Source organism: Caballeronia sp. ATUFL_M2_KS44 (assembly GCF_023630965.1).
Lineage (GTDB): Bacteria > Pseudomonadota > Gammaproteobacteria > Burkholderiales > Burkholderiaceae > Caballeronia > Caballeronia concitans.
Window position 1 is genome coordinate 1 of sequence record NZ_JALQEA010000047.1, and the last position, 23,002, is coordinate 23,002.

Genomic DNA, 23,002 nt, shown 5'->3' on the forward strand with positions numbered 1-23,002 from the left:
TCAACGTACTGACGATGATTATTGTCCTAAGACAAAAACCTTCCTCTTAATACTTCGTGTGAGACTCTTGATTACTTTTGCTATTGCTTCAGCCCCGAAAGACTGAAACCGCACTCGCCATCAAGCGCCCACACTTATCGGCTGTTAGTTTTTAAAGAGCGCATCGCCTGACTGCTTACTTCACCGCACCGAGCACCTTGCTCAGCGCCGCTTCCGTCTGGCATTTGCTGCATCAGCAGCAGAGAACGAGATTATGTCTGGCGAGAGGCAACGGGTCAACCCCTTTCTGCGATTTATTTTCGACTCGTGTCTGCTGCTTAATAACGAGGCATTCGGCAAACACCACCGATTCGATGATGGACCCGAACGCCCCGCCACTCGGGGCCGCACAACGCAGTCGCTTAATTTCCGAAGTATGGAACGCAAAAGCCCGCTGGTCCCACGCAGTCCGATGCGGATGACGAACCACGCTGCGTCATTCCCGATCCCGTCGCGCCCGAACGCGTGCCGCCGTACGATTGGTTCGCTCCATCCGCGTTTTGCTGCGCGGCGACCTTGGCTTCGGCGGCCTGAATATCGACCGGATAGCTGGCGTTGTCTCCCGACGCCGCCGAGTACCCGGCCCGCTCCAGTTGCACGAGCTCGGCCCGAACCTGCGCACGCGTGACCGGCGCGCTATCGGTCTGCGCGAAAACAAAAGTAGGCGCGATGACCACGGCGACCGACACAACGACTTTGGCGATGGTATTCATGATGTACAGACTCCCACGATAGGTTGAACGGGACCGCGTGCGATCCACTCACCTCATCGCGCGCAGGGACGATGGCCCATGCACCCGATTTGCTCGACCCAGGTTTCAAGCGTTGAGGCTTCGATTGGTTAACCCGAGGACATCGCGATCTATTCCCGTCATCGCGACGCGACGTCACACCGCACTTGACACTGTTGCCGAAGCTCACGTACTGTTTGGTAGACCAACCAATATTTTCAACCGGACCATGGAGCGAGCGATGCCCCGCATTCTTCGCGTTCCACTCTGTTCATGTCTTCTTCTCGCGATGCTGCTCACAGCATGTTCGCGGCAAGACTCCAACGCCTTTCAGGGCTATGTCGAAGGAGAATTCGTTTATCTAGGCTCTTCGCAATCGGGCAAGCTGATCGACTTGTCCGTCGCGCGCGGACAAAGCATCAAGGCCGCAGCGCCCGTGTTCGCGCTCGAATCCGACGATGAAGCCGCCGCGCTCGATCAAGCGAAGCGCCAGCTCGCCGCCGCGCAATCGCAACTCGAAGACATCCTGACGGGCAAGCGCGCGCCCGAGGTCGCATCGGTTCGTGCGCAACTCGCGCAGGCCCGCGCGAATGCACGAAAAGCCGCGCTGCAATTGAACCGCGACGAAGCGCAATTCAGCGCGGGCGGCATTTCGAAGGGACAACTCGACGACTCCCGCGCCAACGCCGACGCCACCGCCGCACAAGTGCGCGACCTGAGCGAACAGGTCGACATCGCGCGCCTGCCGGGACGTCCGCAGCAAATCGCGGCGCAGCGCGCACAAGTCGCGTCCGCGCAGGCCGTCGTCGCACAGGCGCAATGGAAGCTGGATCAGAAGCGTGTCGCCGCTCCCGCCGATGGCCTCGTCTACGACACGCTTTTTCGTCGCGGCGAATGGGTTCAGGCGGGCAGCCCGGTCGTGCAGATGCTGCCGCCTGAAAACATCAAGGTGCGCTTCTTCGTGCCCGAGACCATAGTGGGCGCGCTCTCGACGGGACGCGCGGTTTCGATTCATTGCGACGGCTGCATCGCCGATATTCCCGCGAAAATCACCTACATCTCGCAGCAGGCGGAGTACACGCCGCCCATCATCTATAGCAACGAAAGCCGTGCGAAGCTCGTGTTCATGATCGAGGCGCATGCGAACGCATCGGATGCGCGCAAGCTCCATCCCGGCCAACCTGTCGCGGTGAGCCTGCAATGAACGAGCCGATCGACGACGCGCATCGAACGCAATACATCATCGACGTGCACAAGCTCAACAAGCACTTCGGCGACAAGCACGTCGTCAACGATGTCTCGCTGCAAGTCGCGCGCGGCGAAATCTTCGGCTTCCTGGGTCCGAACGGAAGCGGCAAGACCACATCGATTCGCCTCATGTGCGGTCTGCTCACGCCCGATTCCGGCAGCGGCACGTGCCTCGGCTACGACATCGTTCGCGAGAGCGAAGAGATCAAGCGCAACGTCGGCTATATGACGCAGCGCTTCTCGTACTGGGAGGACCTGACGATCCGCCAGAATCTCGACTTCGTGGCGCGCATCTATCAGATGGCGAATCGTCGCGAAGTGGTGGACCGTTCGCTCGAAGCGCTCGGGCTGCAAAGCCGCGCGAATCAATTGACGGGATCGCTCTCGGGCGGCTGGAAGCAACGCCTCGCGCTGGCTGCATGCATGCTGCACGAGCCGAAGCTGCTGCTGCTCGATGAACCCACCGCCGGCGTCGATCCCACCGCGCGCCGCGACTTCTGGGAAGAGCTGCATCGGCTTGCGGCGAACGGCATCTCGGTGCTCGTGAGCACGCACTACATGGACGAAGCCGAGCGATGTCACAAGCTCGCGTACATCGCGTATGGGAAGCTGCTTGCGCAAGGCACCGCGAATGAAGTGATCGCATCGCAAGGGCTTGCGACATGGAGCATTCATGGCGAGCATCTGAGCGCGTTGTCGGAACGCTTGCGCGAGACGCCGGGTGTCGATCAGACCGTCGTCTTCGGATCGGCACTGCATGTCAGCGGCAGCGACCACGCAGCACTCGAACGCGCCGTGCACGATGCGACGAAAGACAGCGCGTTACGCGCCGAGCAAATCGACACGGGCCTCGAAGACGTGTTCATCTATTTGATGAGCCGTTCCACCGACAACTTCAAGGTGAAGTCATGAGCGCGCGCGTGCGTTTCTCGGTGACGCGCTGGTGGAGCATCGTGCTCAAGGAGTTCCTGCAATTGCGGCGCGATCGCATCACGTTCGCGATGATCGTCGGCTTGCCGATCATTCAGCTCGCGCTCTTCGGCTATGCGATCAACACCGATCCGAAACACTTGCCGACCGCGATCATCACGGGAGAAGACAGCACGTTCTCGCGCAGCTTCATCGCGGCGATGCGCAACTCCGCGTACTTCGATATCGTCGAAACGCTTCCCGACGACGAAGCCGGCCGGCGCGCGCTCGCGCAAGGCCGCGTGCTTTTCGTGCTGAACATACCGACGGATTTTTCACGCCGGCTCTTGCGTGGCGAACGCCCCGCGTTGCTCGTCGAAGCCGACGCGACCGATCCCACCGCGGTCAGCCGCGCGACGAGCGCATTGAGCGGCCTCGTTGAATCGGTCGAGTCGAAGGACATCACCGGCCCGCTCGCGAGACTCGCCGGCAAGCCGCCCGCGTTCGACGTGCAGGTGCATCAGCTTTACAACCCTGAAGGCATCACGCAATACAACGTCGTGCCCGGCCTCATGGGCGTGATCCTGACGATGACGCTCGTGATGATGACCGGCCTCGCCATCACGCGCGAACGCGAACGCGGCACGATGGAAAATCTTCTCGCGACACCCGTGCGCCCCATCGAAGTGATGACGGGCAAGATCGTGCCTTACGTGTTCATCGGTTTGATACAGGCGACGATCATTCTGCTCGCCACGCACTTCGTCTTCAACGTGCCGTTGGCCGGCAATCCTATCGCCATCTATGTCTCGGCGCTGCTCTTCATCGCGGCCAATCTGACGGTGGGCATCACGCTGTCATCGCTTGCACAGAATCAGCTTCAGGCAATGCAGCTCACGTTCTTCTATTTCCTGCCGAACATTCTGCTTTCGGGCTTCATGTTCCCTTTCGCGGGCATGCCGAAGTGGGCGCAATTCATCGGCAACCTTCTGCCGCTCACGTACTTCAACCGGCTCATTCGCGGCATTCTTCTGAAGGGCAACGGCTGGGCCGATCTTTGGCCTTCCGTGTGGCCGATGATGCTCTTCACGCTGATCGTCATGTGCATTGCGCTGCGCTTCTACCGGCGCACGCTCGACTAGGAGTCGCGCAAATGAAAACCATCGCAGCCATTTGCGTGCTGATGCTGGGCGGCTGCACCGTCGGCCCGGATTTTCATGCGCCCGCGCCGCCCGATACACAGTCCTATACGCGAAGCACATCGCAAGCGCTGGCCGTTGCCGATCACGCGCTGCCGCAATGGTGGAAGCAGTTCGGCTCGGATACGTTGAACGGTCTCGTCGATCAGGCGTTGCACAACAGTCCGACGCTCGCAGAGGCACGCGCGCGGCTGACGCAAGCGCGCGAGGACTATCAGGCGCAAGCGGGCGCCACGTACTTCCCTGCTGTCGATGCCTCGTTTTCCGCCTCGCGTCAGAAAGTGGACCCCGCCGCGTTCGGCATTCCGGTGCCGAGTCCCGGCCCGTTCACGCTATACGATGCATCGGTGAGTGTGTCCTACACGCTCGATGTCTTCGGCGGCGACCGTCGCGCGCTCGAAGCGTTGCGCGCGCAAGTGGACTATCAATCGTTCGAACTCGACGCTGCGCGCTTGTCGATAGCGGGCAACGTCGTTTCCACGGCGATTCGTCGCGCTTCGTTGCAGCAGCAGATCGCGTTGACGCAAAGCATCGCCGATGCACAAGCGCAGCAGCTCGCCATCATGGAAGCGCGGCTGAATGCGGGCGGCGTGGCACGCTTCGATGTTCGCAGCCAGCGAACGCTCCTCGAACAGACGCGCGCGAGCTTGCCATCGCTCGTTACTCAGCGCGATGCAGCCGATCATCGGCTCGCGATTCTGCTAGGCGTCGAGCCATCGAAAGCGGACTTCGACGCGCTCACGCTCGATGCACTGCGCGCGCCGGACGACGTGCCGCTCACGTTGCCATCGACGCTCGCACGCGAACGCCCCGACATCCGCGCGTCCGAGGCGTTGCTGCATCAGGCGAGCGCGAACGTCGGCGTGGCGACGGCGGATCTTTATCCGAAGTTCTCGTTATCGGCGGGCGTGGGTTCGCAACGCACGAGCATTCACGACATGCTCGACAAGCTGAATGTGTGGAACGTCGGCCTCAATCTGACGCAGCCGCTCTTTCGCGGCGGCGAATTGCGTGCGAGAAAGCGGTCCGCTGAAGCGGCCTACGATGCCGCGACGAACGCGTATCGGCAAACCGTGCTGGATGCGCTTCAACAAGTGGCCGATGCATTGACCGCGCTGCACAACGACGCGCATGCGGTGGCGTCGCGCGATATCGCGGCGGACGAGGCGCAAGCCAATCTCGATACCGTCCACGCGCGTCATGCCGCGGGTGGCGTGAGCCGCTTCGATTTGCTCGATACGCAACGGCAAGCGCTGCAAACGCAACTCGACCGCACGCTTGCGCATGCGAGCCGTCTCAGCGATACGGCTGCGCTGTTTCAGTCGCTTGGCGGCATCGAAAAAGAGCGCTTGAATGAATGAGCGCGCGCGTTATTCCGCGAATCGGCCCTGCACCGCGCGCTGAATTTCTGCGAACGCCACCGGCTTCACGAGATGATGATCGAAGCCCGCTTCTTTCGAACGCTGGCGATCATGCGCCTGGCCGTATCCGGTGACGGCGATCAGCAATGCATCGGCGGTTGCGGGGCGCGCGCGCATTTCGGCGGCCAGCCGGAAGCCGTCCATGCCGGGCAAGCCGATATCGAGCAGCACGATCTGCGGAAGGAACGCCTCGGCGATATCGAGCGCCTCCGCGCCGTCGTGCGCGGTGCGCACATCGAAGCCATCGGCTTCGAGGAGCAGCGCCATCGCGGTGGCTGCATCGACGCTGTCATCGACGAGCAATACGCGTTTGCCGCCCGTCACGCGCGGCGCTTCATCGACGGGGCGCGGCTCGGGCTGCGGTTCCTGCGCGAGCGGCAGCCACACGACGAACTCGCTGCCGTGCTGCGGCCCCGCCGAATACGCCTCGATGCGCCCGCCCTGCAATTCGACGAGCGTCTTCGCGAGCGGCAAGCCGATGCCGAGCCCGCCTTCCGACCGTTCGAGCGAGGTCTCGGACTGCACGAACAGATCGAAGATATGCGGCAGCATGTCCGCCGCGATGCCGATGCCGTTGTCGCGCACCGTGATGCGCACTTCGTCGCCGAACTGCGCGGTCTCGATCGCGATCTCGCCTTCCTCGAGACTGTACTTCGACGCATTCGACAGCAGATTGCCGAACACCTGCGCAATGCGCACGCTGTCGCCGACGATATAGAGCGGCGCATCCGCGAGCCGCGTCGTGAGTTTGTGGCGCTTGCGCTGCAGCGCGGGCTGCGCGGTTTCGATGGCCGCTTCGACCGCCGCCGCGACATCCACCGCTTCCTGCCGCAGCGTGACCTTGCCCTGCGTGATGCGCGCGACATCGAGCAGATCGTCGACGAGGCGGCTCAGGTGCCGCACTTGCCGGTCGATGATCGTGCGCACCGTCGCGAAGTGCTGCGCGGACGGCGCGCGCTGCGGGTCGAGCAGATCGACGGCATTGCGGATCGGCGCGAGCGGATTGCGCAGTTCGTGCGCGAGCATCGCGAGAAATTCGTCCTTGCGGCGATCGGCGTCGCGCAGCAGCATTTCGGCGGCCTTGCGCTCGGAGATATCGTTCACGACGCCCGCGATTCGCACGGGCCGGCCATCCGCGCCACGCACCTGCGACGCGCGCTCGGCCACCCAGCGCGGCCCGCCGTGCGCCCGCGCGATCCGATATTCGACCTGATACGGCGCGCCGTTCGTCAGCAATTGCCGATACGCCGCCGCCACATGCTCGCGATCCAGCGGATGAATGTCGCCGGACCAGTGATCCGGACCCGGACGCGGCGCGGGCGCGCCTTCGCCGGAATCCCACAGGCGCGCGTAGGCCGGGCTCACGTAGAGCAATTGATTCGCGGCGGGATCGAGCATCCAGAAAACGTCGTCGATATTCTCGGCGAGCTGCCGGAAGCGCTCCTCGCTTTCGCGCAGCGCGCTTTCCGCGAGCCGCACGCGCAACAGCGCGCGGACATGCGCGATGAGTTCGGCGGGTTCGACCGGCTCCGTCAGATAACTGTCCGCGCCGCCTTCCAGTCCGCGAATGCGATCGAGGCTATGCACCGCCGCCGCCGACGTCTGCAGCACCAGCGTGCTCGCGGTTTCCGGCGACGCCTTGATCTGGCGGCACACTTCGAGGCCGTTGATATCGGGCAGCTTCACGTCGAGCAGCACGAGGTCCGGCGATTCCGCGCGCACGCGCTCCAGCGCGGCCGTACCGGTTCCCGCTTCGATCACGTTGAAACCCGCGCGCGACAAGATGCGCGTTTTCGCATAACGCGCGCCGTCGTTGTCGTCGACGTTGAGAATCAGCACCTCGCTCCAGTCGCTTTTCATGATGTCGTTCCGTCGCCGCGAAGGGCACCGTTCATTCTGCCCGACACCATATCCAGCACGCCCGCCAATTCCCCGCCGGAAACCGGCTTTTGCACGAATGCGGCCGCGCCGAGCGCCTGCGCTTCGCCGCGATCTTCCGGCTCGCCCAGCACCACGACAGGAATATTGCGCGTGGCCGCCTGCGCGCGCAGCGCGGCGAGCCAGATCCACGCTTCGGACGGCGCGGGCCGCACGGCGAGCAGCAGCGCGGCGGGCGGCGTGCGGGACAGCGCGCGGCTCGCTTCGTCGAGCGTGGCGGCGCTGATCGTCCGATACGGCGACTGCCGCAGCGCCGCTTCGCAGTCGAGCCGTTCGATCGGATTGCTCGCGACGAGCAGCACCGCCGGCACGGCCTCGCCGTGGGCGGCGGCGTGCTCGGCTTCGGAGACGCCATAAAAAGCGGGAATCGTCGCGTTGAAGGCCGAGCCGCGCCCGACCTCGCTTTCGAGCGACACATCGCCGCCCAGCAGCTTGCAGAGCTTGCGGCACAGCGGCAAGCCGAGGCCCGTGCCTTTCACGTATTGCTGAAGCCGGTTCTCGACCTGGCCGAATTCCTCGAACACCACTTGCTGATGCTCCGGCGCAATGCCGATGCCCGTATCCTTCACCGAGAACGTGATGAGCCGGCGCGCTTCGTCGTAATGCGCGGACACGCGCACTTCGCCGCGCTCCGTGAACTTCAGCGCGTTCGACACGAAATTGCGCAGCACTTGCGCGACCTTGGCTTCGTCGGTGCGAATGGGCGGCAGGCCTTCGCAGGAATCGAAGATCAGCTCGACGGCATTGCCCGGCGTGAGCGGCCGCAGCATGCCGCGCAGCGCGGAAAAGAGCGTATCGACTTCGAATTCGGCGGCACGCACTTCGATCTTGCCCGCTTCGATCTTCGCGAGATCGAGCAAGTCGTCGACGGTTTCGGACAAGTCTTCCGCCGCCTTGCGGATGAAGCGCACCTGCTTTTCCTGCTCTTCCGTGAGATCGCCGTCGATGCGTTCCAGCAGCAGCTTCGAGAGCGCGCGGATCGACGAAAGCGGCGTGCGGAATTCGTGACTCATGTTCGACAGGAACCGCGACTTGGATTCATCCGCGCGACGCAGATGATCCGCGCGGGCGTCGAGTTCCGCGTACAGCGCGACGACGCCGCGATTCGTGTCTTCGAGTTCGCGCGTGAGGCGCGTCAGTTCTTCCTGGCGTTCGCGCAGGTCGGCGAGCGCGCCGATGAGTTCGCGGTTCTGCCGCGCGAGTTCGGCGGTCGAGTCTTCGGTGTTCTGGCGCGAGAGCGTCGCGGCGATGGACTGCGCGGCGTTCGCATCGAGCAACACGCTTTCGGGCAGCGCCTTCGCGAGCGAGATGGACGTGCCGCCGTCGGGATCGTCGGCGATCGCGCATTGATCCATCAGACGCTGCGCGGCGAGCAGGCCGAGCGCGGCTTGCGATGCGCCGCTCTTCATCGCGCGCAGACGTTCGCCCGCGCCCGCGCCGGCGAGAAACCGCACGACGAAGCGCGGCGGATACATCGCGTCGTCGAGCAGGAAATCCGCACGCGCGCGCGGTCCCGCCGAAAGCACCGTGCGCGCCGCTTCGAGCACGGACGTGGAAATACGCGTCTGGTCCTGCGTCGAGAAGCCGAGCGCGGCGCTCGCATCGCGCGCCTTGCGCCGGGCGGCGACGATATCGCGCTCGTCGTCGATCTCCATCGAGTAGAGCGGACGCGCCATCATGCAACTCCGGCCGCGCGTGCGACGAACACGGTGACGTCGTCGCGGCCGCGCGAGAAATCGCGGTACAGCACGGCGGCGACGAGCGCGGGATGCCGCGTGCTCAGGCCCGGATAGCGTTCGAGATCCCAGCGCGAGCCGAGTCCGTCCGAATGCAGGACGAGGAGCGAATCGCGCGAATACGGCACGTCGAACTGCTGCACGCGCCGCGCCGCATGCCCGACGATGCCGCTGTGCGATACCAGATGCCGGTGCGAACTGTGCGTCCACACGCTCGCCGCGATATTGCCGATGCCCGTGAACGCGACCTTCCCGTCCGCGCCCGACGCCGCCGCTCCCGCCGGCATGCGCGCGATGCCGACCGCCGCGCCGCGCGTCGGACGCAGCGCTTCGTTGGCCACGTCCATGATGCGTTCGAGCGGCGCGTCGCCGTGCGCGCCGAGCACGCGCGCCGCCTCGATCGCGGCGACGTTGGCGAGCGGCCCGTGGCCGAGACCGTCGGCGACGAGCACGGTGAAGTCATCGTCGCCGAAATGGCAGGACCAGGCATCGCCGGATACGGTTTCGGTCTGAAGCGGCAGATTCACGACGCCGTACGTCACGCCCGCATCGTTCGCGGATGCGCCCGCGCTGCTCCAGCACACGATGCGCATCACGGTGCCTTGTCCGGGCACGCTCCAGACATCCAGCTCGGACGACAGGCGGCGGATGGCGCCCATGCCGTTGCCGGGGCTGCCGGCCGTCGTGTAGCCGTCCTCGAAGGAACGGTAAAGATCCTGAATGCCCGGCCCGCGATCGATGCACAGCATTTCGATGCCGCATCGCTGCGAACCGTCCAGCAGCGGACGCACGAGCAGTTCGCCGCTGCCCGCGTGCTTGAGCAGATTGGTGCCGCATTCGGTGACGACGATCGCGAGCTGCCCCGCGACCGTCTCGTTGAAACCGAGGCCGCGCGCGAGTTCGCCGATCGAGCGTCGCGCGAAGGCAATCTGGCTCGCCTCGGCGATCTCGTACCGCTGCTGCGCCGCCATTGATTCCTTCAAAACGGTTTCCATTTGGTGATCGAGACGTGCGTGCCCTCGCCCGGCGCCGAGCGGATGTCGAACTCGTCGCACAGGCGTTTCGCGCCGCCCAGGCCCAGTCCCAGGCCGCTGCCCGAGGTGAAGCCGTCCGAAAGCGCGCGGGCGATGTCGGGAATGCCGGGGCCGTTATCGACGAATTCGAGCTTGAGGCCACGGCGGCCGTTGCGTTCGACGACCGTGCAATGCACGTCGCCGCCGCCACCGTAGATGAGCGTGTTGCGTGCCAGCTCGCTCGCCGCCGTCACGAACTTCGTCTGATCGATGAGCGACAGGCCCTGCGCCACCGCCTTTTCGCGCACGAACTGGCGCAGCCGCACGATCTGCTCGTCGTTGCGGATGGGCAGCGTGTCGGACGATGGCGAGGCAAACTGCGCTGCCGAGGGTTGAAAGGTCATCATGGACTGGTTCACAGCAGCCGTCAGGCCGCGCCGCTCCCGGTGAGGAGCGCCATGCCCTTTTCGACGTTGAGCGCCGTGCGCACGCCCGACAGCGTGAGCCCGAGCTCGACGAGCGTGATCGCGACCGAAGGCTGCATGCCGACGACGACCGTCTGTGCATCGAGCACGCGCGCCATCGCCGCCGTGTTGCCGATCATGCGGCCGATGAAGGAATCGACCACATCGAGCGATGAAATGTCGATCAGCACGCCGGTCGCGCCGTCCTTCACGATGCGGCCCGTCAGATCGTCCTGCAGCGCGAGCGCGAGGCGGTCGTGCATGTCCACCTGAATGGTGACGAGCAAGAGCTTGCCCATCCTGAGAATCGGAATGCGTTCCATCGCGTGGCCCTGTTCAGTCGCGTTGCATGCTGTTGAAGAATCCGCGCGCCGTCATTCCGGCAGCGACGAATCGTGCATGCCGCCCGCCGCGCCGTGGCGCGCCGCGCCGTGGCGCGCCGCGCCGTCGTGCGCGCCGGCCGCCGTCACCGACTTGCCCGTGCGCTGCAACGCGACGACGAACGCGGCCGCGAGCGTCGCCTTGGTCGTCACGTTCTGCAGGTTCACGCCCAGATGCACGATGGTCTGCGCGATCTGCGGACGAATGCCGCTGATGATGCAGTCCGCGCCCATCAGCCGCGCCGCCGCGACCGTCTTCAAAAGATGCTGCGCGACGAGCGTATCGACGGTCGGCACGCCGGTGATGTCGATGATCGAAATGGCCGCGCCGGTCTCGACGATCTTCTGCAGCAGGTTCTCCATGACGACCTGCGTGCGCGCCGAATCCAGCGTGCCGATCAGCGGCAGCGCGAGAATGCCGTCCCACAGTTGCACGACAGGCGTGGACAGTTCGAGCAACTCTTGTTGCTGACGCACGATCACTTGCTCACGGCTCGCCTGGAACACTTCGGTGGTGTACAGGCCGAGTTCGTCGAACAGTGCGCTGATGGTCCAGGTCAGATCGGCGAGCGCGGCCGAATCGCCACCCAGTTCTTCGCGAAGGCGCGCGACGAGCGGCTGCTTCAGCGAGAACACGAACATCGCCGTCTCGACCGGCGAGAAGCCCTGACGCGCGCGCTGGCCGGACATGTCGGCGAGAAACGCGCGCACTTCCTGCCATTCGGCTTTCTTGAAGTCGACGCGATCCGACGCGCCCAGCGCCGCGACGAGCAGCGAGACGAATTGCGAGAACTGATTGCGCAATTCCGCTTCGCCGACGAGCCCGCGCCGCGCCGCGATGGCGTGCTGCTGCGTGATCCATTCCGTCAGCAGCTCCTGCTGTTTGTTGCTGAAGAGTGTGGCGAGCCGCGTTCCGCCGACCATTTCCATGCCGAGATCCCTGTGCGAATGATGTTTTTGTGGGCGCCGAGCCCCCGACGAACGATGCGTCGCGTGACTGCAGATCAGGGCCGCGAGCAGTCGCGCACCGTGCAGAGCGACGCAAAGGCGCTCGGAATGTAGCACGCCATCTCGAAAATCGACAGTGCGCGGGGGCTTGATTCGAAAGACTTCGTGTGATTGTTGCGCGATTCCGCCGAAGAATCGGGACGATCGGTACATGCTGCCGATAACACTCACGCGCCCGGTCATAGTTTCCGTGTGAATCGGCATTTGCTCATGCCATACCGCGGATAGCAGCCCGAATATTTTTTCGCGCGATGCACGGTGCAATACTGGTCCGGCACATTTCTGCTACCGGAGCGCACATGTCCCAAACGATTCATCCCGTCGACGAAGTGCTGCCCTTCGGTCAGATGCTCGCCGTTGGCATTCAGCATGTGCTCGTGATGTATGCAGGAGCGATAGCGGTGCCGCTCATCATCGGCGCGGCGCTCAAGTTGCCAAAAGATCAGGTGGCGTTTCTCATCAGCTCGGACCTGTTCGCGTGCGGCATCGTCACGCTCGTGCAGTGCATCGGCGTGTGGAAGTTCGGCATACGCCTGCCGGTCATCATGGGCGTGAGTTTCGCGCCCGTCGGACCGATGGTCGCGATGGCCTCTTCCGGCGCGGGACTGCCCGCCATCTTCGGCGCGACGATCGCGGCGGGCGTGTTCGCCATCGTCATTGCGCCGTTTTTCGGGCGTTTGATGCGCTTTTTCCCGCCCATCGTCACGGGCACGATCATTCTCACCATCGGCATGACGCTCTTTCCGGTCGCGATCAACTGGGCGGGCGGCGGACGCGGCGCGCCGCATTTCGGCGACCCGCGCAATCTGATGATCGCGGGCATCGTGCTGCTCGCGATTCTGCTCATCAACAAGTATCTGCGCGGTTTCATCGCGAACATATCGGTGCTGCTCGGCATGGCGATCGGCTTTGCCATTGCGCTGCCGCTCGGCCTGATCGACTTTTCCGGCATCGGGCGCGCCGCGTGGTTCGCGCCGGTGCGGCCGTTCGCATTCGGCATGCCGACGTTCGACTTCGCGGCCATCGCTTCGCTGTGTCTCGTGATGGTCGTCATCATGGTGGAATCGCTCGGCATGTTCCTCGCGCTCGGCGATCTCGCGATGCGTCCGGTCTCGCGCGCCGATGCCACGCGCGGCCTGCGCACGGACGGCCTCGGCACGGTGATCGGCGGCATCTTCAACACGTTTCCGCACTCGTCGTTTTCGCAGAACATCGGGCTTGTCGGCATCACGGGCGTGAAAAGCCGCTGGGTGGTCGCGGTGTCGGGCGTCATCCTGATGCTGCTCGGGCTCTTGCCGAAGCTGTCGAACCTCATTGCATCGATACCGGTGGTCGTGCTGGGCGGCGCGGGCATCGCCATGTTCGGCATGGTCGCGGCGACCGGCGTGAAGATCCTCAGCAAGGTGGATTTCGAAAGCAAGAACAACCTGCTGATCGTAGCGATCAGCCTCGGCGTGGGCGTCATTCCGCTGACCGCGCCGACGTTCTTCGGCCAGATGCCCGCGTGGGCCGGGCCGCTCACGCATAGCGGCATCACGCTGACGGCAGTGGTGGCCATTCTGCTCAATGCGCTCTTCAATCGAAGCCGGCCAACGGACGATGTGGAACGCGAGATCGCGGCGGACATGCCCATGAGCTTGCGCCAGGGCGACGACAACGCTTGAGCCTCCGCTTGAGCCTCTTTAAGCAGCGCGTTTTATCATGCGGCTATTCCCCCACTATCCGCCGCGCACGATGAAGGAATTGCTCGGGCTGCTCGTTGCCGCCATCGCGCTGGCTTATCTTGCCGCGCTCGCCGCGCTTTACTGGCTGCAAGGCCGCCTCGTCTATCCGCTCGAGCAGGCGCAGGCCGTGGTCGATGCCACGCTCGACGATCGCACGCAATCGATCAGCGTTCGCACGCAAGATGGTCTCGATCTGGTCGCACGCTATGGCGCGCCGCCCGATGCCGCATCGCCGACGGTGCTGCTCTTTCACGGCAATGGCGAAGACCTGACGCAACGCGCGTTCATCGCGCTGGAATTGATACAGGCGGGCTACGGCGTGCTGCTCGCCGAATATCGCGGCTATGGCGGCAATCCCGGCAAGCCGCATGAAGCGGGTCTTTATGCCGATGCCCGCGCCGCTTATGCGTATGCGGCCGCGCGTTCGCAATCCATCGTGTTGCATGGCTATTCGCTTGGCTCGGGCGTGGCGGTGCAATTGGCGAGCGAAGTGCGCATCGATGCATTGATACTCGAAGCACCATTCACGAGCATTGTCGATGTCGCCGCGTCGCGCTTCAAACTTTTTCCCGTGCGATACCTCGCGCGCGACCGCTATGACAATCTCGCGAAAATACATTCGGTACGCGCGCCGATTCTCATCTACGGCGGCACGCAAGACTTCGTCATTCCGCCCGCGCATTTCCAGCGCCTTTTCGATGCCGCGCAAGGCGACAAACATCTCGCGTTCATAGAAGGCGCCGATCATATCGACGTTTGGGACCGAGGCGGACGCAAGCACGTGCTGCACTTCCTCGCATCGATCAAGGCGCGGGATAAACAAAAAGTACACGACGCCAACTGACGACCGTGCTTTAAAAATTCAGGCGCGAAATGGGAACCGCTGTGGATGTGTCTCGTCTCAACGAACTCGTAGTCGATGAGCTTTGCGCCGTTCGGCGCGCTCCATTTACCGGTTGTTATTCGACATTCACAAGAGGAGCGGTCAATGTTTCAATATCCCGGCAATATCGCTTATCAGATTCCCTCGATCGCACGCGCCAACCTACAGGCTTTTCTCAACGTCAGCGGCCGATTTGCGAGCGGCTTGCAGCAACTCACCGAGTTGAACGTGCAAACGGTGCGCAGCGCAATCGAAGAAAGCAACACGCTCTTGCAGCCTGCCGATGACTCGGGCGCAGGCGTGCTCGGCTGGCAGTCCGCCATGCTCGCGCAATTCCCGCAGAAGGCGGCTTCGTATGGACAGAACGTGTGGTCCATCGTGACGTCGACGGAAGCGGACATCATCGGCGAAATGCGCAGTCAGTACGAGCGCAACGGCGTCACGTTGAAGGGCCTGTTCGACACCGCATCGACCGAAGCCGCGCAAACCGCGCAATCGACGGCGCAAGAGGCCGGCGTGGTCATTACCAATCTCGCGGAAGCGGCAAGCGAAGCGACGCAAGAGACGAGCGGCGCCATTCTCGATGCAAGCGGCAACATCGCCAAAGAGGCGGCGAGCGAGTCCAGGCAATTAGGCGAGACGACCGAAACGCCTATCGCGAAAGCATCGCGTGCTTCGTCGAGACGTCAGGTATAAAACATCACGCTTCGGAAGCCTTCTTTCTGCTTCGCGATTCCTTCAATACGACCCACGTGGGCGCATGATCGCTCGCGTGGGGTTCGCCGCGCACCCATTTATCGACGCCCGCATCCTGCAGTTTGGGAGCCAGATCTTTGCTCAGCAAAATGTGATCGATGCGCAGCCCCGAATTCGTCTGCCAGTGCTGACGAAAATAATCCCAGAACGTATAGATGCGTTCGTCGGGATATTTCTTTCGCAATGCATCGGTCCAGCCTTGCGCGAGCAGCTTCGCGTAAGCGGCGCGGCTTTCGGGCTGAAGGAGCGCATCCTTGAGCCATGAGCGCGTGTTGTAGATGTCTTCGTCGGTCGGCACGACGTTGTAATCGCCCGCGAGCACCACCGGATGGCCGCTCTTCAGCAACGCCGCCGCGTGCGCGTTGAAGCGCTCGAACCATTCGAGCTTGTAATCGAACTTCGGTCCGGGCTGCGGATTGCCGTTAGGAAGATAAAGGCAACCGATCAATAAGCCATGCACGGCCGCTTCGATATAGCGGCTATGCGTATCGTTCTCGAAACCGGGCAGACCGCGCCGGCTCAGAACAGGCTGCGAATCCTTGGCAAGAATGGCAACACCGTTCCATGACGCCTGCCCATGCCACAGCGCGCCATAGCCCGCGTTTTCGATGGCAGCGGCGGGAAATTGTGCATCCGTCGCTTTCAGTTCCTGCAAGCACACGATGTCCGGCGCTTCGCGTTCGAGCCAAGTCAGCAAGGCGTCGATACGCGAGCGAATGCCATTGATGTTGAAGGTCGCGATTTTCATTCGGCGGTGTGCATCGGATGATGGCGAATGTGACGATCCTACGCCCGATGCACGATGCGTGCCGCCACGCGATCTCCGTCAGGATTGAACGCCCCAGCGCCGCACCGTGACGCGCTCGATGGTATCGAACACGAGATGTTCGACCGCGAGCCCGATCACGATGACCGCGGCAAGTCCCGCGAAAACGCGATCCGTATAAAGCTCGTTGCGATTCTGAAAGATGTACCAGCCAAGACCGCCCTTGCCCGAACTCGCGCCGAAGACGAGTTCTGCCGCGATCAATGTGCGCCACGCAAAGGCCCAGCCCACGCGCAAGCCCGCGAGAATGGAAGGCAGCGCGGCGGGCACCAGAATGAGCACGACATGCCGCAAGCCCGTGAGCCCGTAATTGCGTCCCGTCATGCGCAAGGTGGCCGGCACCGCCTGAAAGCCCGCATATGTGTTGAGCGCAAGCGGCCACAACACCGAATGCACGAGCACGAACAGCAGGCTGCCCGTGCCTAGCCCGAACCACAGCAAGGCAAGCGGCAATAGCGCGATGGACGGTAATGGATTGAACATCGCCGTTAGCATCGACAAAATATCGCGGCCGATGCGCGTCGAAACCGCAAGCGATGTCAGCACGAATGCAAGCGCCGCGCCGAGGAAATAACCGCGCAGCAGCACGGACATGGAAATGGCGACCTTCTCGATCAACTCGCCCGAGAGAATGCCTTGAACGAATGCAATGCATGTCGCGCTGAACGTGGGCAAGAGCAGATCGTTATCGACGAAGCGCGCCGCGATTTCCCATATGCCGATCAACACGAGCGCGATGAGCGTCTTGCGCAGCCATGCGCGATCGACGAGACGCGTGGCAAGCGGCAACGGCGCTTCGTGCGAGGGCTGATCGAGTGTGGACGGAACGGTTTCGAACTCGGGCCGAACGGGCGGCTCCATGAATTGCGGCGTGCTCATCGCGCGACCTCTTCTTCGAATAGCAGGCGATGAATACGCGCGACGCTTTGCTGAAACTCACCGCGCCCCACGCTTTCCTGCGAATACTGATGACTGTTCAATTCGGCGCGCACGCGGCCCGGATGCGGCGTCAAAAGCAGAATGCGATTGCCGACGATAAGCGCCTCTTCTATCGAATGCGTCACGAACAACAGCGTGAAGCGTTCATCGCTCCAGAGACGCAGTAGTTCTTCCTGCATGCGGCGGCGCGTGAGCGCATCGAGTGCGGCGAACGGCTCGTCCATCAACAGTACGCGCGGCTGCATGGCAAGCGCACGCGCAATCGCAACGCGCTGCTTCATGCCGCCTGACAGCGTGTGCGGATAGGCATCGGCGAAACGCGCAAGGCCGACTTTATCGAGGAAATGCAGCGCACGTTCACGCGCTTCGGCACGACCCAGCTTGCGCGCCACGCGCAACGGAAACGCGACGTTCTGCAAGACCGTCTTCCACGGCGGAAGCTGATCGAACTCCTGAAACACGACGATGCGATCCGCGCCCGGTCCCGTCACGCGTTCGCCGTCGATCTCGATGCTGCCCGATACCGGTTCGATAAAGCCCGCGACCGCCTTGAGCAATGTCGACTTGCCGCAGCCGGACGGTCCGAGCAAGACGAATCGATCGGCGCCATAGACATCGAAACTCACGTCCTGCGTCGCGCGCACGAGACGTTCCGGCGTGCGGTATTCGAGCGTGACGTGACGCGCGGACAATAATTTGCCGCTCGTTTCGGCGGCCTGACCGCCTTCTAGCGGATAAAGCAAGTGGGGATTGGCAGCCATGATCGCAGCGCGCTTGAATCAAACCACCAAGATACCGGCCCGCGATGCGCGCGCTAACCAATCATTGCGCATATTCAATGCAGCATCGCGGATAAGTGCTTGAGCTTTCTCTAGCTGCCGTCGCGTGTGGCCGGATCGCTAAAGAAATAGTCTTGCCACGACTTCGGCTCGTTCTTGATCGCACCCACGCGATGCATGAATTGCGCAAGCGCGAAGGTATTCTGCGGCGCGACCTTGAATTGCACCGCCGGATCCTTGATGACCTTCAAGAGCAGGCCGCGATCGATCTTCGCCTGATTCACGCGCAGATAAATATCGGCGGCGTCTTCGGGATGCTGCGTGATAAAGCGCGCGGCATCGGCGAGCCCATCGACGAAAGCGCGATACGTCTTCGGGTTCGCGTCGCGGAATTTCTCGGTGGCGTAGAGCACCGTCGCGGAACTGGGACCGCCGAGTACATCGTACGAATTCAATACGATATGCGCCTTGGGATTGCCCGCAAGCTCTTGCTGCTGAAACGGCGGATTGCCGAAATGCGCGTTGATTTCCGTGCCGCCCGCGATGATCGCCGCTGCCGCGTCCGGATGCGGCATTGCTTGAGTGAGTTTGTCGAGACGATCGTATTGCTTGTCGCCCCATTGCTTGGCCGCTGCAAATTGCAGAACGCGCGACTGCACCGAAACGCCGACCGCCGGCACCGCGATGCGGTCCTTATCGGTGAAATCGGCGATAGTCTTCACGCGCGGATCGTTCGACACGAGGTAGTAAGGCAGATTGCCGAGCGATGCCACGCCCTTCACATTCTGCCGGCCATGCGTGCGATCCCAGATGGTGAGCAAAGGCCCGACGCCTGCCGCGGCGATATCGATGGAACCGGACAACAGTGCATCGTTGATGCTCGCGCCGCCCGAGAGCTTCGCCCAGTCCACCTTGATATCGATGCCTTGCTTCTTGCCCTCCTGCTCGATGAACTTCTGATCGCGCGCGACGTTGAGCAGCAGATAAACCACGCCATATTGTTCGGCAATGCGCAGCGTGCCTTCGGCATGAGCGTTCGAAGCGCCCACGCCGATCGACAGCGCCAACGCAGCGGCGAGCGCGCGCAACGCGCCCTTCCCTCGTCGAGAATGCATCGGAAACCCCGTATTTCAAGGACTATTCGTGTGTGATCAGAAAGGCGCGTCGCCTTCTATGGTCGTGCGGTACAGCTTGCGACGCTGATCGTCCGGCGTGCCTGCCGCGAGATGCATGACCGAGCGGTTGTCCCAGAACACCATGTCATGGTCGCGCCATGCATGGCGATAAACGAACGCGGGCTGCACGCTATGCGCGAAGAGTTCGTCGAGCAATGCGCGGCTTTCGTCTTCCGGCATGTCGATGATGCGCGTCGTGAAGTGCTCGCTGACGAACAGCGCCTTGCGCCCGGTCTCCGGATGCGTGCGCACAATAGGCTGCTCGACGGGCTTCACTTGCGCGATCTGCTCCGCAGTGAGATTGGGCCGCCACGGACTGCGCTTCTGCAATTCCGCGTATTTGGCGAGGTACGTGTGCTCCGCCTTGCGCCCTTCAATCGCTTGCTTCAGATGCGCGGGCAACGTGTCCCATGCGAGATGCTGATTGGCGAAGAGCGTATCGCCGCCTGTTGCGGGCAACGCTTGCGCATGCAGCATCGAACCGAGGCTGGGCTTCTCTTTGTATGACAGATCCGAATGCCAGAAGTGACCGGCATCGCCCAGGCCGATAGGCTTGCCGTTCTCCACGATGTTCGACACGATCAGCACTTCGGGATGCCCGCCAAGCGCGAACTGATGCAGCACGTGTCTTTGCAATGGCCCGAAGCGCTTGCTGAACGCAATTTGTTCATCGGGCGTGATGTGCTGATCGCGGAACACGAGCACGTGATAGTCGAGATGCGCGCGATGAATGCGCGCGAAATCCGCTTGTGAAAGCGGCCTGGATAATTCAAGGCCGATGACTTCGGCGCCTAGCGGACCGTCGAACGGACGAATGGTGATGCCTGAATCGACGGCTTCGTGCGAAGCGTCGCGAGTCGGAGAGAGAATCGTCACGGTTGCATTGGAATCGGCGGATAGACGAACAATCTACGCCGCCCGCGCCGCGCGGGCAAACAACGATCCGCGATTTGGTTATGCATCCGCACGCTAAGCCGCGCTGTCAGTCCTCCAGCGCGTCGAATGGCAATTCCACTTGCACGGGCGCGACGACAGCATCGGCTTCGCCTGCCGCACTCAGCGCACTGACGCGCACACCGAGCAATCGCAATCTTTTCTCTAGCACGATGCGCTTCAGGCATTCCGTCGCGGCGCGGCGAATGTCGATTGCGTCGGCGGTGGCGACGGGAAGCGTCAGATCGCGTGTGACGGTGCGAAAGTCATCGAACCGCAGCTTGATGCCGACCGTGCGCCCGACATACGCTTTGCGCTGAAGGTCGTCGGCCACGCGCTGACACAAGCCTGTGAATGCCGCGGACAAGGTCGCGCGGTCATGCTTCGGATGAAGATCGCGCTCGAAGGTGGTTTCGCGGCTCATCGACTTAGGCGTGGAACTCACGACGACCGGGCGATCGTCCTGTCCCTGCGCGATGCGTGCAAGCCATGCCGCATAGGTCGGGCCGAAATGCGTCTGCAAGAACCCGAGGTCCGCAGCGGCAATATCGCCGACCGTGACGATGCCGAGCGCCGCCAGCTTCTCGTTTGCCTTCGGCCCGATGCCGTTCACCTTGCGCGCGGCAAGCGGCCAGATGCGCGTGGACAGGTCATTCATCGTGAGAATGGTGAGACCATCGGGCTTGTCAAGCTCAGAGCCGATTTTCGCGAGCAGCTTGTTCGGCGCGATGCAAATGGAGCATGTCAGTCCCGTCGCTTCGTAGACGGCATTTTTCATGCGCTTGCCGATATCGGCGGAATCTCCGTCCAGGTCGCTTACGTCGATATAAATCTCGTCGATGCCGCGATTTTCTATTTGCGTCGTGAAGGTCGCGACTGCCGCTTTGAAGAGGCGCGAGTAGTGGCGGTATGAATCGAAATCGGTCGGCAGAAGAATGGCGTCGGGCGCGAGTTGCGCGGCCTTCATCATGCCCATGGCGGAAAAGACGCCGAATTTGCGCGCCTCATACGTGGATGTAGTCACCACGCCCCGGCCCGCGTAATCGCGCAAGCGTGCGAAGCGGCGCGTACCGTCAGGAAGCGTCTCCGGCATGGCGTTGCGTCCGCCGCCCACGACGACCGGCTGCCCGCGCAATTCCGGATAGCGCAGCAATTCCACGGATGCGAAGAACGCGTCCATGTCGAGATGCGCAATACGTTTGGGCGGATGCGTAGCGGGTGTCGAGCTTGAAGCGATCATCGACGGCTAAAGGCTTAGGGCGCAAGCAGCAAAGGAAAAAAACGCGCTTACTGTACATCCATACAGTCATTTGCGCCAGTGCGCCGTGCGCGCTTTATTCCGGTGTACGCTTCTCCGCGAGCGCGCGGCGGCAATCGTCGAACACCTGCCTCACGACGCCGGATTGATAGTTGAGGTCTTCGCTATCGAGAATTTCTTCCACGGCATCACGCGCCCAATCTGCTTCGAGCAGTGCGCAATGACGCGTGGCGAGTTCGCGCGCGATGGCCGCGAGCTTCGCGACCGTCAGCCAGTCCGCAAGCCGTCCATGCCGGTCGAGCCATTTATGCGCCGCCTGCACATGAAACGCCGCCGCCGGCCAGTCGCCGTTGAGATAGAACGCGCCGAGGCTGCCGCACGTGAGCCAGCAGAGCAATTCGACGCGATCTCGGGCACTGAGAGTACGAGGCACATCGTTCATGGCGGCATTTCACGAAAGACGTTTCGACGAGCGGTGCTGAAGCACGCGCTTACGTTCGTATTGAAACAAGATAGCACGTGATGGTGCGGCGCGGCAGTGCTCCGATGAAGCGACATCGTGCGTTGACGAACGCTTGGCCGCGCTCACTGGCCGCTAATTCTCGGGGCTCAATCTGATTTGCATCGACGGCCGTTTGAACACGACTGAGCAAGCGGGCACGTCGTTCTGAGTGATTCTTTAGCGACGGAGTCCATCATGTTCGAACGAATCTCGAAGTCTCTTGGTGAATTGATTTTTTCACGGCACGACGCTTCAACAGACGCGTATTTCGCTTCATCGTCTGATCTTGCGGATCTCGAGCGCCGCATGCGCCACGTAGAAAACGAAGCGCCCCGCTACACGCTGCCCTTTTGCGGTTCGATGGATTCGCGCGACGATGCGCCCCGCTTTTGATGCGCCGCTATTTCGCTTCGTCGCGGCCGGCCTGCCCGAGCATGACGGTCCAGCCAAGGCCGCGCACGTTGCGAATCACGCCCGCGCCGAATTTCTTGCGCACCGAATGAATAAGCACGTCCACGGCGTTGCTTTCCACTTCCTTGCCCCAGCCATAGAGACGGTCTTCCAGTTGGTCGCGCGAGAAAATAGTGCCGGGGCGTTCCATCAACGCGTGCATCAGCGCGAACTCACGCGCCGAGAGCACGCCGGAAGTCTCGCCGCATGTGAGCGTGCGTTGGTCGAGATTGAGATTGATGGATTCGTCGCCCAGACGCGATACCGCGTATCCCGCTTTCCTGCGCAATACCGCGCGAATTCGCGCAAGCAACTCGGGCATGTCGAATGGCTTCAGCAGATAATCGTCCGCGCCGAGATCGAGGCCTTGCACGCGCGTGTCGAGGTCATCGCGTGCAGTGAGAATCAGCACGGGCGTTGCGTTGCCGGCGGTGCGCGCCTGTCGCAACAACTCGATGCCCGTCATGCCCGGCAAGCCGAGATCCAGCAGCACGACGGTGTATTCGGCGGCGTCCATCGCCTTGCGGCCCGCATTGCCGTCGCGTACCCAATCGACGGCGTAGTCCGCGTCCTTGAGTGCGCGCATCAGGCTCGTGCCGATTTGCACGTCGTCTTCGATCAGAAGAATTCGCATGCTCCACCTCGCACACCGCAGTGAGTTCGAGCGCGAGGCGATAAATATGCACGACCG

Annotated in this window: 23 protein-coding genes; 8 read left to right on the top strand and 15 right to left on the bottom strand. The window is 62.7% G+C overall.

The window, feature by feature from the left end; all coding sequences use genetic code 11:
* Positions 1-401: 401 nt before the first annotated feature.
* Positions 402-752 (bottom strand): DUF4148 domain-containing protein, encoded by a 351-nt coding sequence (locus tag NCR39_RS19550; RefSeq protein WP_250453745.1) that lies wholly within the window; start codon positions 750-752, stop codon positions 402-404.
* Positions 753-1,011: 259 nt separating this feature from the next.
* Between NCR39_RS19550 and NCR39_RS19555 the strand changes: the two genes are divergently transcribed.
* The 4 genes from NCR39_RS19555 to NCR39_RS19570 are packed head-to-tail and all read left to right on the top strand — an operon-like array spanning position 1,012 to position 5,487.
* The gene (locus NCR39_RS19555; protein WP_250453746.1) at positions 1,012-1,974 is read left to right on the top strand and encodes an HlyD family secretion protein; all 963 of its coding nucleotides are present in this window, start codon (positions 1,012-1,014) and stop codon (positions 1,972-1,974) included.
* Positions 1,971-2,930: an ABC transporter ATP-binding protein gene (locus NCR39_RS19560; protein ID WP_250453747.1), complete on the top strand. Its 960-nt coding sequence runs from the start codon at positions 1,971-1,973 to the stop codon at positions 2,928-2,930. The genes NCR39_RS19555 and NCR39_RS19560 overlap by 4 nt, the downstream gene beginning before the upstream one ends.
* Positions 2,927-4,069 carry an ABC transporter permease gene (locus NCR39_RS19565; RefSeq protein ID WP_250453748.1) on the top strand — a complete coding sequence of 381 codons (1,143 nt, stop codon included), beginning with the start codon at positions 2,927-2,929 and terminating at the stop codon, positions 4,067-4,069. The genes NCR39_RS19560 and NCR39_RS19565 overlap by 4 nt, the downstream gene beginning before the upstream one ends.
* Before the next feature lie 11 nt (positions 4,070-4,080).
* Positions 4,081-5,487: an efflux transporter outer membrane subunit gene (locus NCR39_RS19570; RefSeq protein WP_250453749.1), complete on the top strand. Its 1,407-nt coding sequence runs from the start codon at positions 4,081-4,083 to the stop codon at positions 5,485-5,487.
* 9 nt (positions 5,488-5,496) lie between these two features.
* Here the strand turns inward: NCR39_RS19570 and NCR39_RS19575 are convergent, their stop codons facing one another.
* Genes NCR39_RS19575 through NCR39_RS19600 form a run of 6 tightly spaced genes read right to left on the bottom strand, consistent with a single transcriptional unit; the run spans position 5,497 to position 12,008 of the window.
* Entirely contained in the window at positions 5,497-7,407 is a 1,911-nt protein-coding gene (locus NCR39_RS19575) for a hybrid sensor histidine kinase/response regulator (protein WP_250453750.1), read from the bottom strand.
* Positions 7,404-9,164: an ATP-binding response regulator gene (locus tag NCR39_RS19580; RefSeq protein WP_250453751.1), complete on the bottom strand. Its 1,761-nt coding sequence runs from the start codon at positions 9,162-9,164 to the stop codon at positions 7,404-7,406. The genes NCR39_RS19575 and NCR39_RS19580 overlap by 4 nt, the downstream gene beginning before the upstream one ends.
* Positions 9,161-10,216: an ATP-binding SpoIIE family protein phosphatase gene (locus NCR39_RS19585; protein ID WP_250453752.1), complete on the bottom strand. Its 1,056-nt coding sequence runs from the start codon at positions 10,214-10,216 to the stop codon at positions 9,161-9,163. The genes NCR39_RS19580 and NCR39_RS19585 overlap by 4 nt, the downstream gene beginning before the upstream one ends.
* Positions 10,201-10,641: an anti-sigma regulatory factor gene (locus NCR39_RS19590; RefSeq protein ID WP_502800247.1), complete on the bottom strand. Its 441-nt coding sequence runs from the start codon at positions 10,639-10,641 to the stop codon at positions 10,201-10,203. Before NCR39_RS19590 ends, NCR39_RS19585 begins: the two co-directional genes overlap by 16 nt.
* Before the next feature lie 20 nt (positions 10,642-10,661).
* Positions 10,662-11,021 (bottom strand): STAS domain-containing protein, encoded by a 360-nt coding sequence (locus NCR39_RS19595; RefSeq protein ID WP_250453754.1) that lies wholly within the window; start codon positions 11,019-11,021, stop codon positions 10,662-10,664.
* Positions 11,022-11,072: 51 nt separating this feature from the next.
* Entirely contained in the window at positions 11,073-12,008 is a 936-nt protein-coding gene (locus tag NCR39_RS19600) for an STAS domain-containing protein (protein ID WP_250453755.1), read from the bottom strand.
* Between the two features lie 377 nt (positions 12,009-12,385).
* Between NCR39_RS19600 and NCR39_RS19605 the strand changes: the two genes are divergently transcribed.
* From NCR39_RS19605 to NCR39_RS19615, 3 genes are all read left to right on the top strand, one after another.
* A complete protein-coding gene (locus tag NCR39_RS19605) occupies positions 12,386-13,750 on the top strand; it encodes a nucleobase:cation symporter-2 family protein (RefSeq protein WP_250453756.1) in 1,365 nt (454 codons plus the stop codon).
* A gap of 37 nt (positions 13,751-13,787) precedes the next feature.
* Positions 13,788-14,654, top strand: coding sequence for an alpha/beta hydrolase (locus NCR39_RS19610; protein ID WP_250453757.1), 867 nt, complete (start codon positions 13,788-13,790; stop codon positions 14,652-14,654).
* Between the two features lie 144 nt (positions 14,655-14,798).
* Complete coding sequence (locus NCR39_RS19615; RefSeq protein ID WP_250453758.1) at positions 14,799-15,389, top strand: phasin family protein; 591 nt, start codon at positions 14,799-14,801, stop codon at positions 15,387-15,389.
* A 4-nt stretch (positions 15,390-15,393) separates the two neighbouring features.
* Here NCR39_RS19615 and NCR39_RS19620 read toward each other — a convergent pair whose 3' ends face one another.
* From NCR39_RS19620 to NCR39_RS19650, 7 genes are all read right to left on the bottom strand, one after another.
* Positions 15,394-16,197: an exodeoxyribonuclease III gene (locus NCR39_RS19620; RefSeq protein ID WP_250453759.1), complete on the bottom strand. Its 804-nt coding sequence runs from the start codon at positions 16,195-16,197 to the stop codon at positions 15,394-15,396.
* Between the two features lie 78 nt (positions 16,198-16,275).
* Positions 16,276-17,154, bottom strand: a complete 879-nt coding sequence (locus tag NCR39_RS19625; protein ID WP_250453760.1) for an ABC transporter permease — start codon at positions 17,152-17,154, stop codon at positions 16,276-16,278.
* Positions 17,151-17,975 carry an ABC transporter ATP-binding protein gene (locus NCR39_RS19630; protein WP_250453761.1) on the bottom strand — a complete coding sequence of 275 codons (825 nt, stop codon included), beginning with the start codon at positions 17,973-17,975 and terminating at the stop codon, positions 17,151-17,153. The genes NCR39_RS19625 and NCR39_RS19630 overlap by 4 nt, the downstream gene beginning before the upstream one ends.
* Before the next feature lie 110 nt (positions 17,976-18,085).
* Complete coding sequence (locus tag NCR39_RS19635; RefSeq protein WP_250453762.1) at positions 18,086-19,108, bottom strand: ABC transporter substrate-binding protein; 1,023 nt, start codon at positions 19,106-19,108, stop codon at positions 18,086-18,088.
* 36 nt (positions 19,109-19,144) lie between these two features.
* On the bottom strand, positions 19,145-20,044 hold the full coding sequence (locus NCR39_RS19640) for a TauD/TfdA dioxygenase family protein (protein WP_502800248.1): 900 nt from the start codon (positions 20,042-20,044) through the stop codon (positions 19,145-19,147).
* Between the two features lie 106 nt (positions 20,045-20,150).
* Positions 20,151-21,341, bottom strand: a complete 1,191-nt coding sequence (gene dinB / locus NCR39_RS19645; protein ID WP_250453763.1) for a DNA polymerase IV — start codon at positions 21,339-21,341, stop codon at positions 20,151-20,153.
* 94 nt (positions 21,342-21,435) lie between these two features.
* Entirely contained in the window at positions 21,436-21,801 is a 366-nt protein-coding gene (locus NCR39_RS19650; protein ID WP_250453764.1) for a hypothetical protein, read from the bottom strand.
* A gap of 255 nt (positions 21,802-22,056) precedes the next feature.
* Between NCR39_RS19650 and NCR39_RS19655 the strand changes: the two genes are divergently transcribed.
* Positions 22,057-22,254, top strand: a complete 198-nt coding sequence (locus NCR39_RS19655) for a DUF3563 family protein (RefSeq protein WP_250453765.1) — start codon at positions 22,057-22,059, stop codon at positions 22,252-22,254.
* A 7-nt stretch (positions 22,255-22,261) separates the two neighbouring features.
* Here NCR39_RS19655 and NCR39_RS19660 read toward each other — a convergent pair whose 3' ends face one another.
* Complete coding sequence (locus NCR39_RS19660; RefSeq protein ID WP_250453766.1) at positions 22,262-22,945, bottom strand: response regulator transcription factor; 684 nt, start codon at positions 22,943-22,945, stop codon at positions 22,262-22,264.
* Positions 22,946-23,002 lie beyond the last annotated feature (57 nt).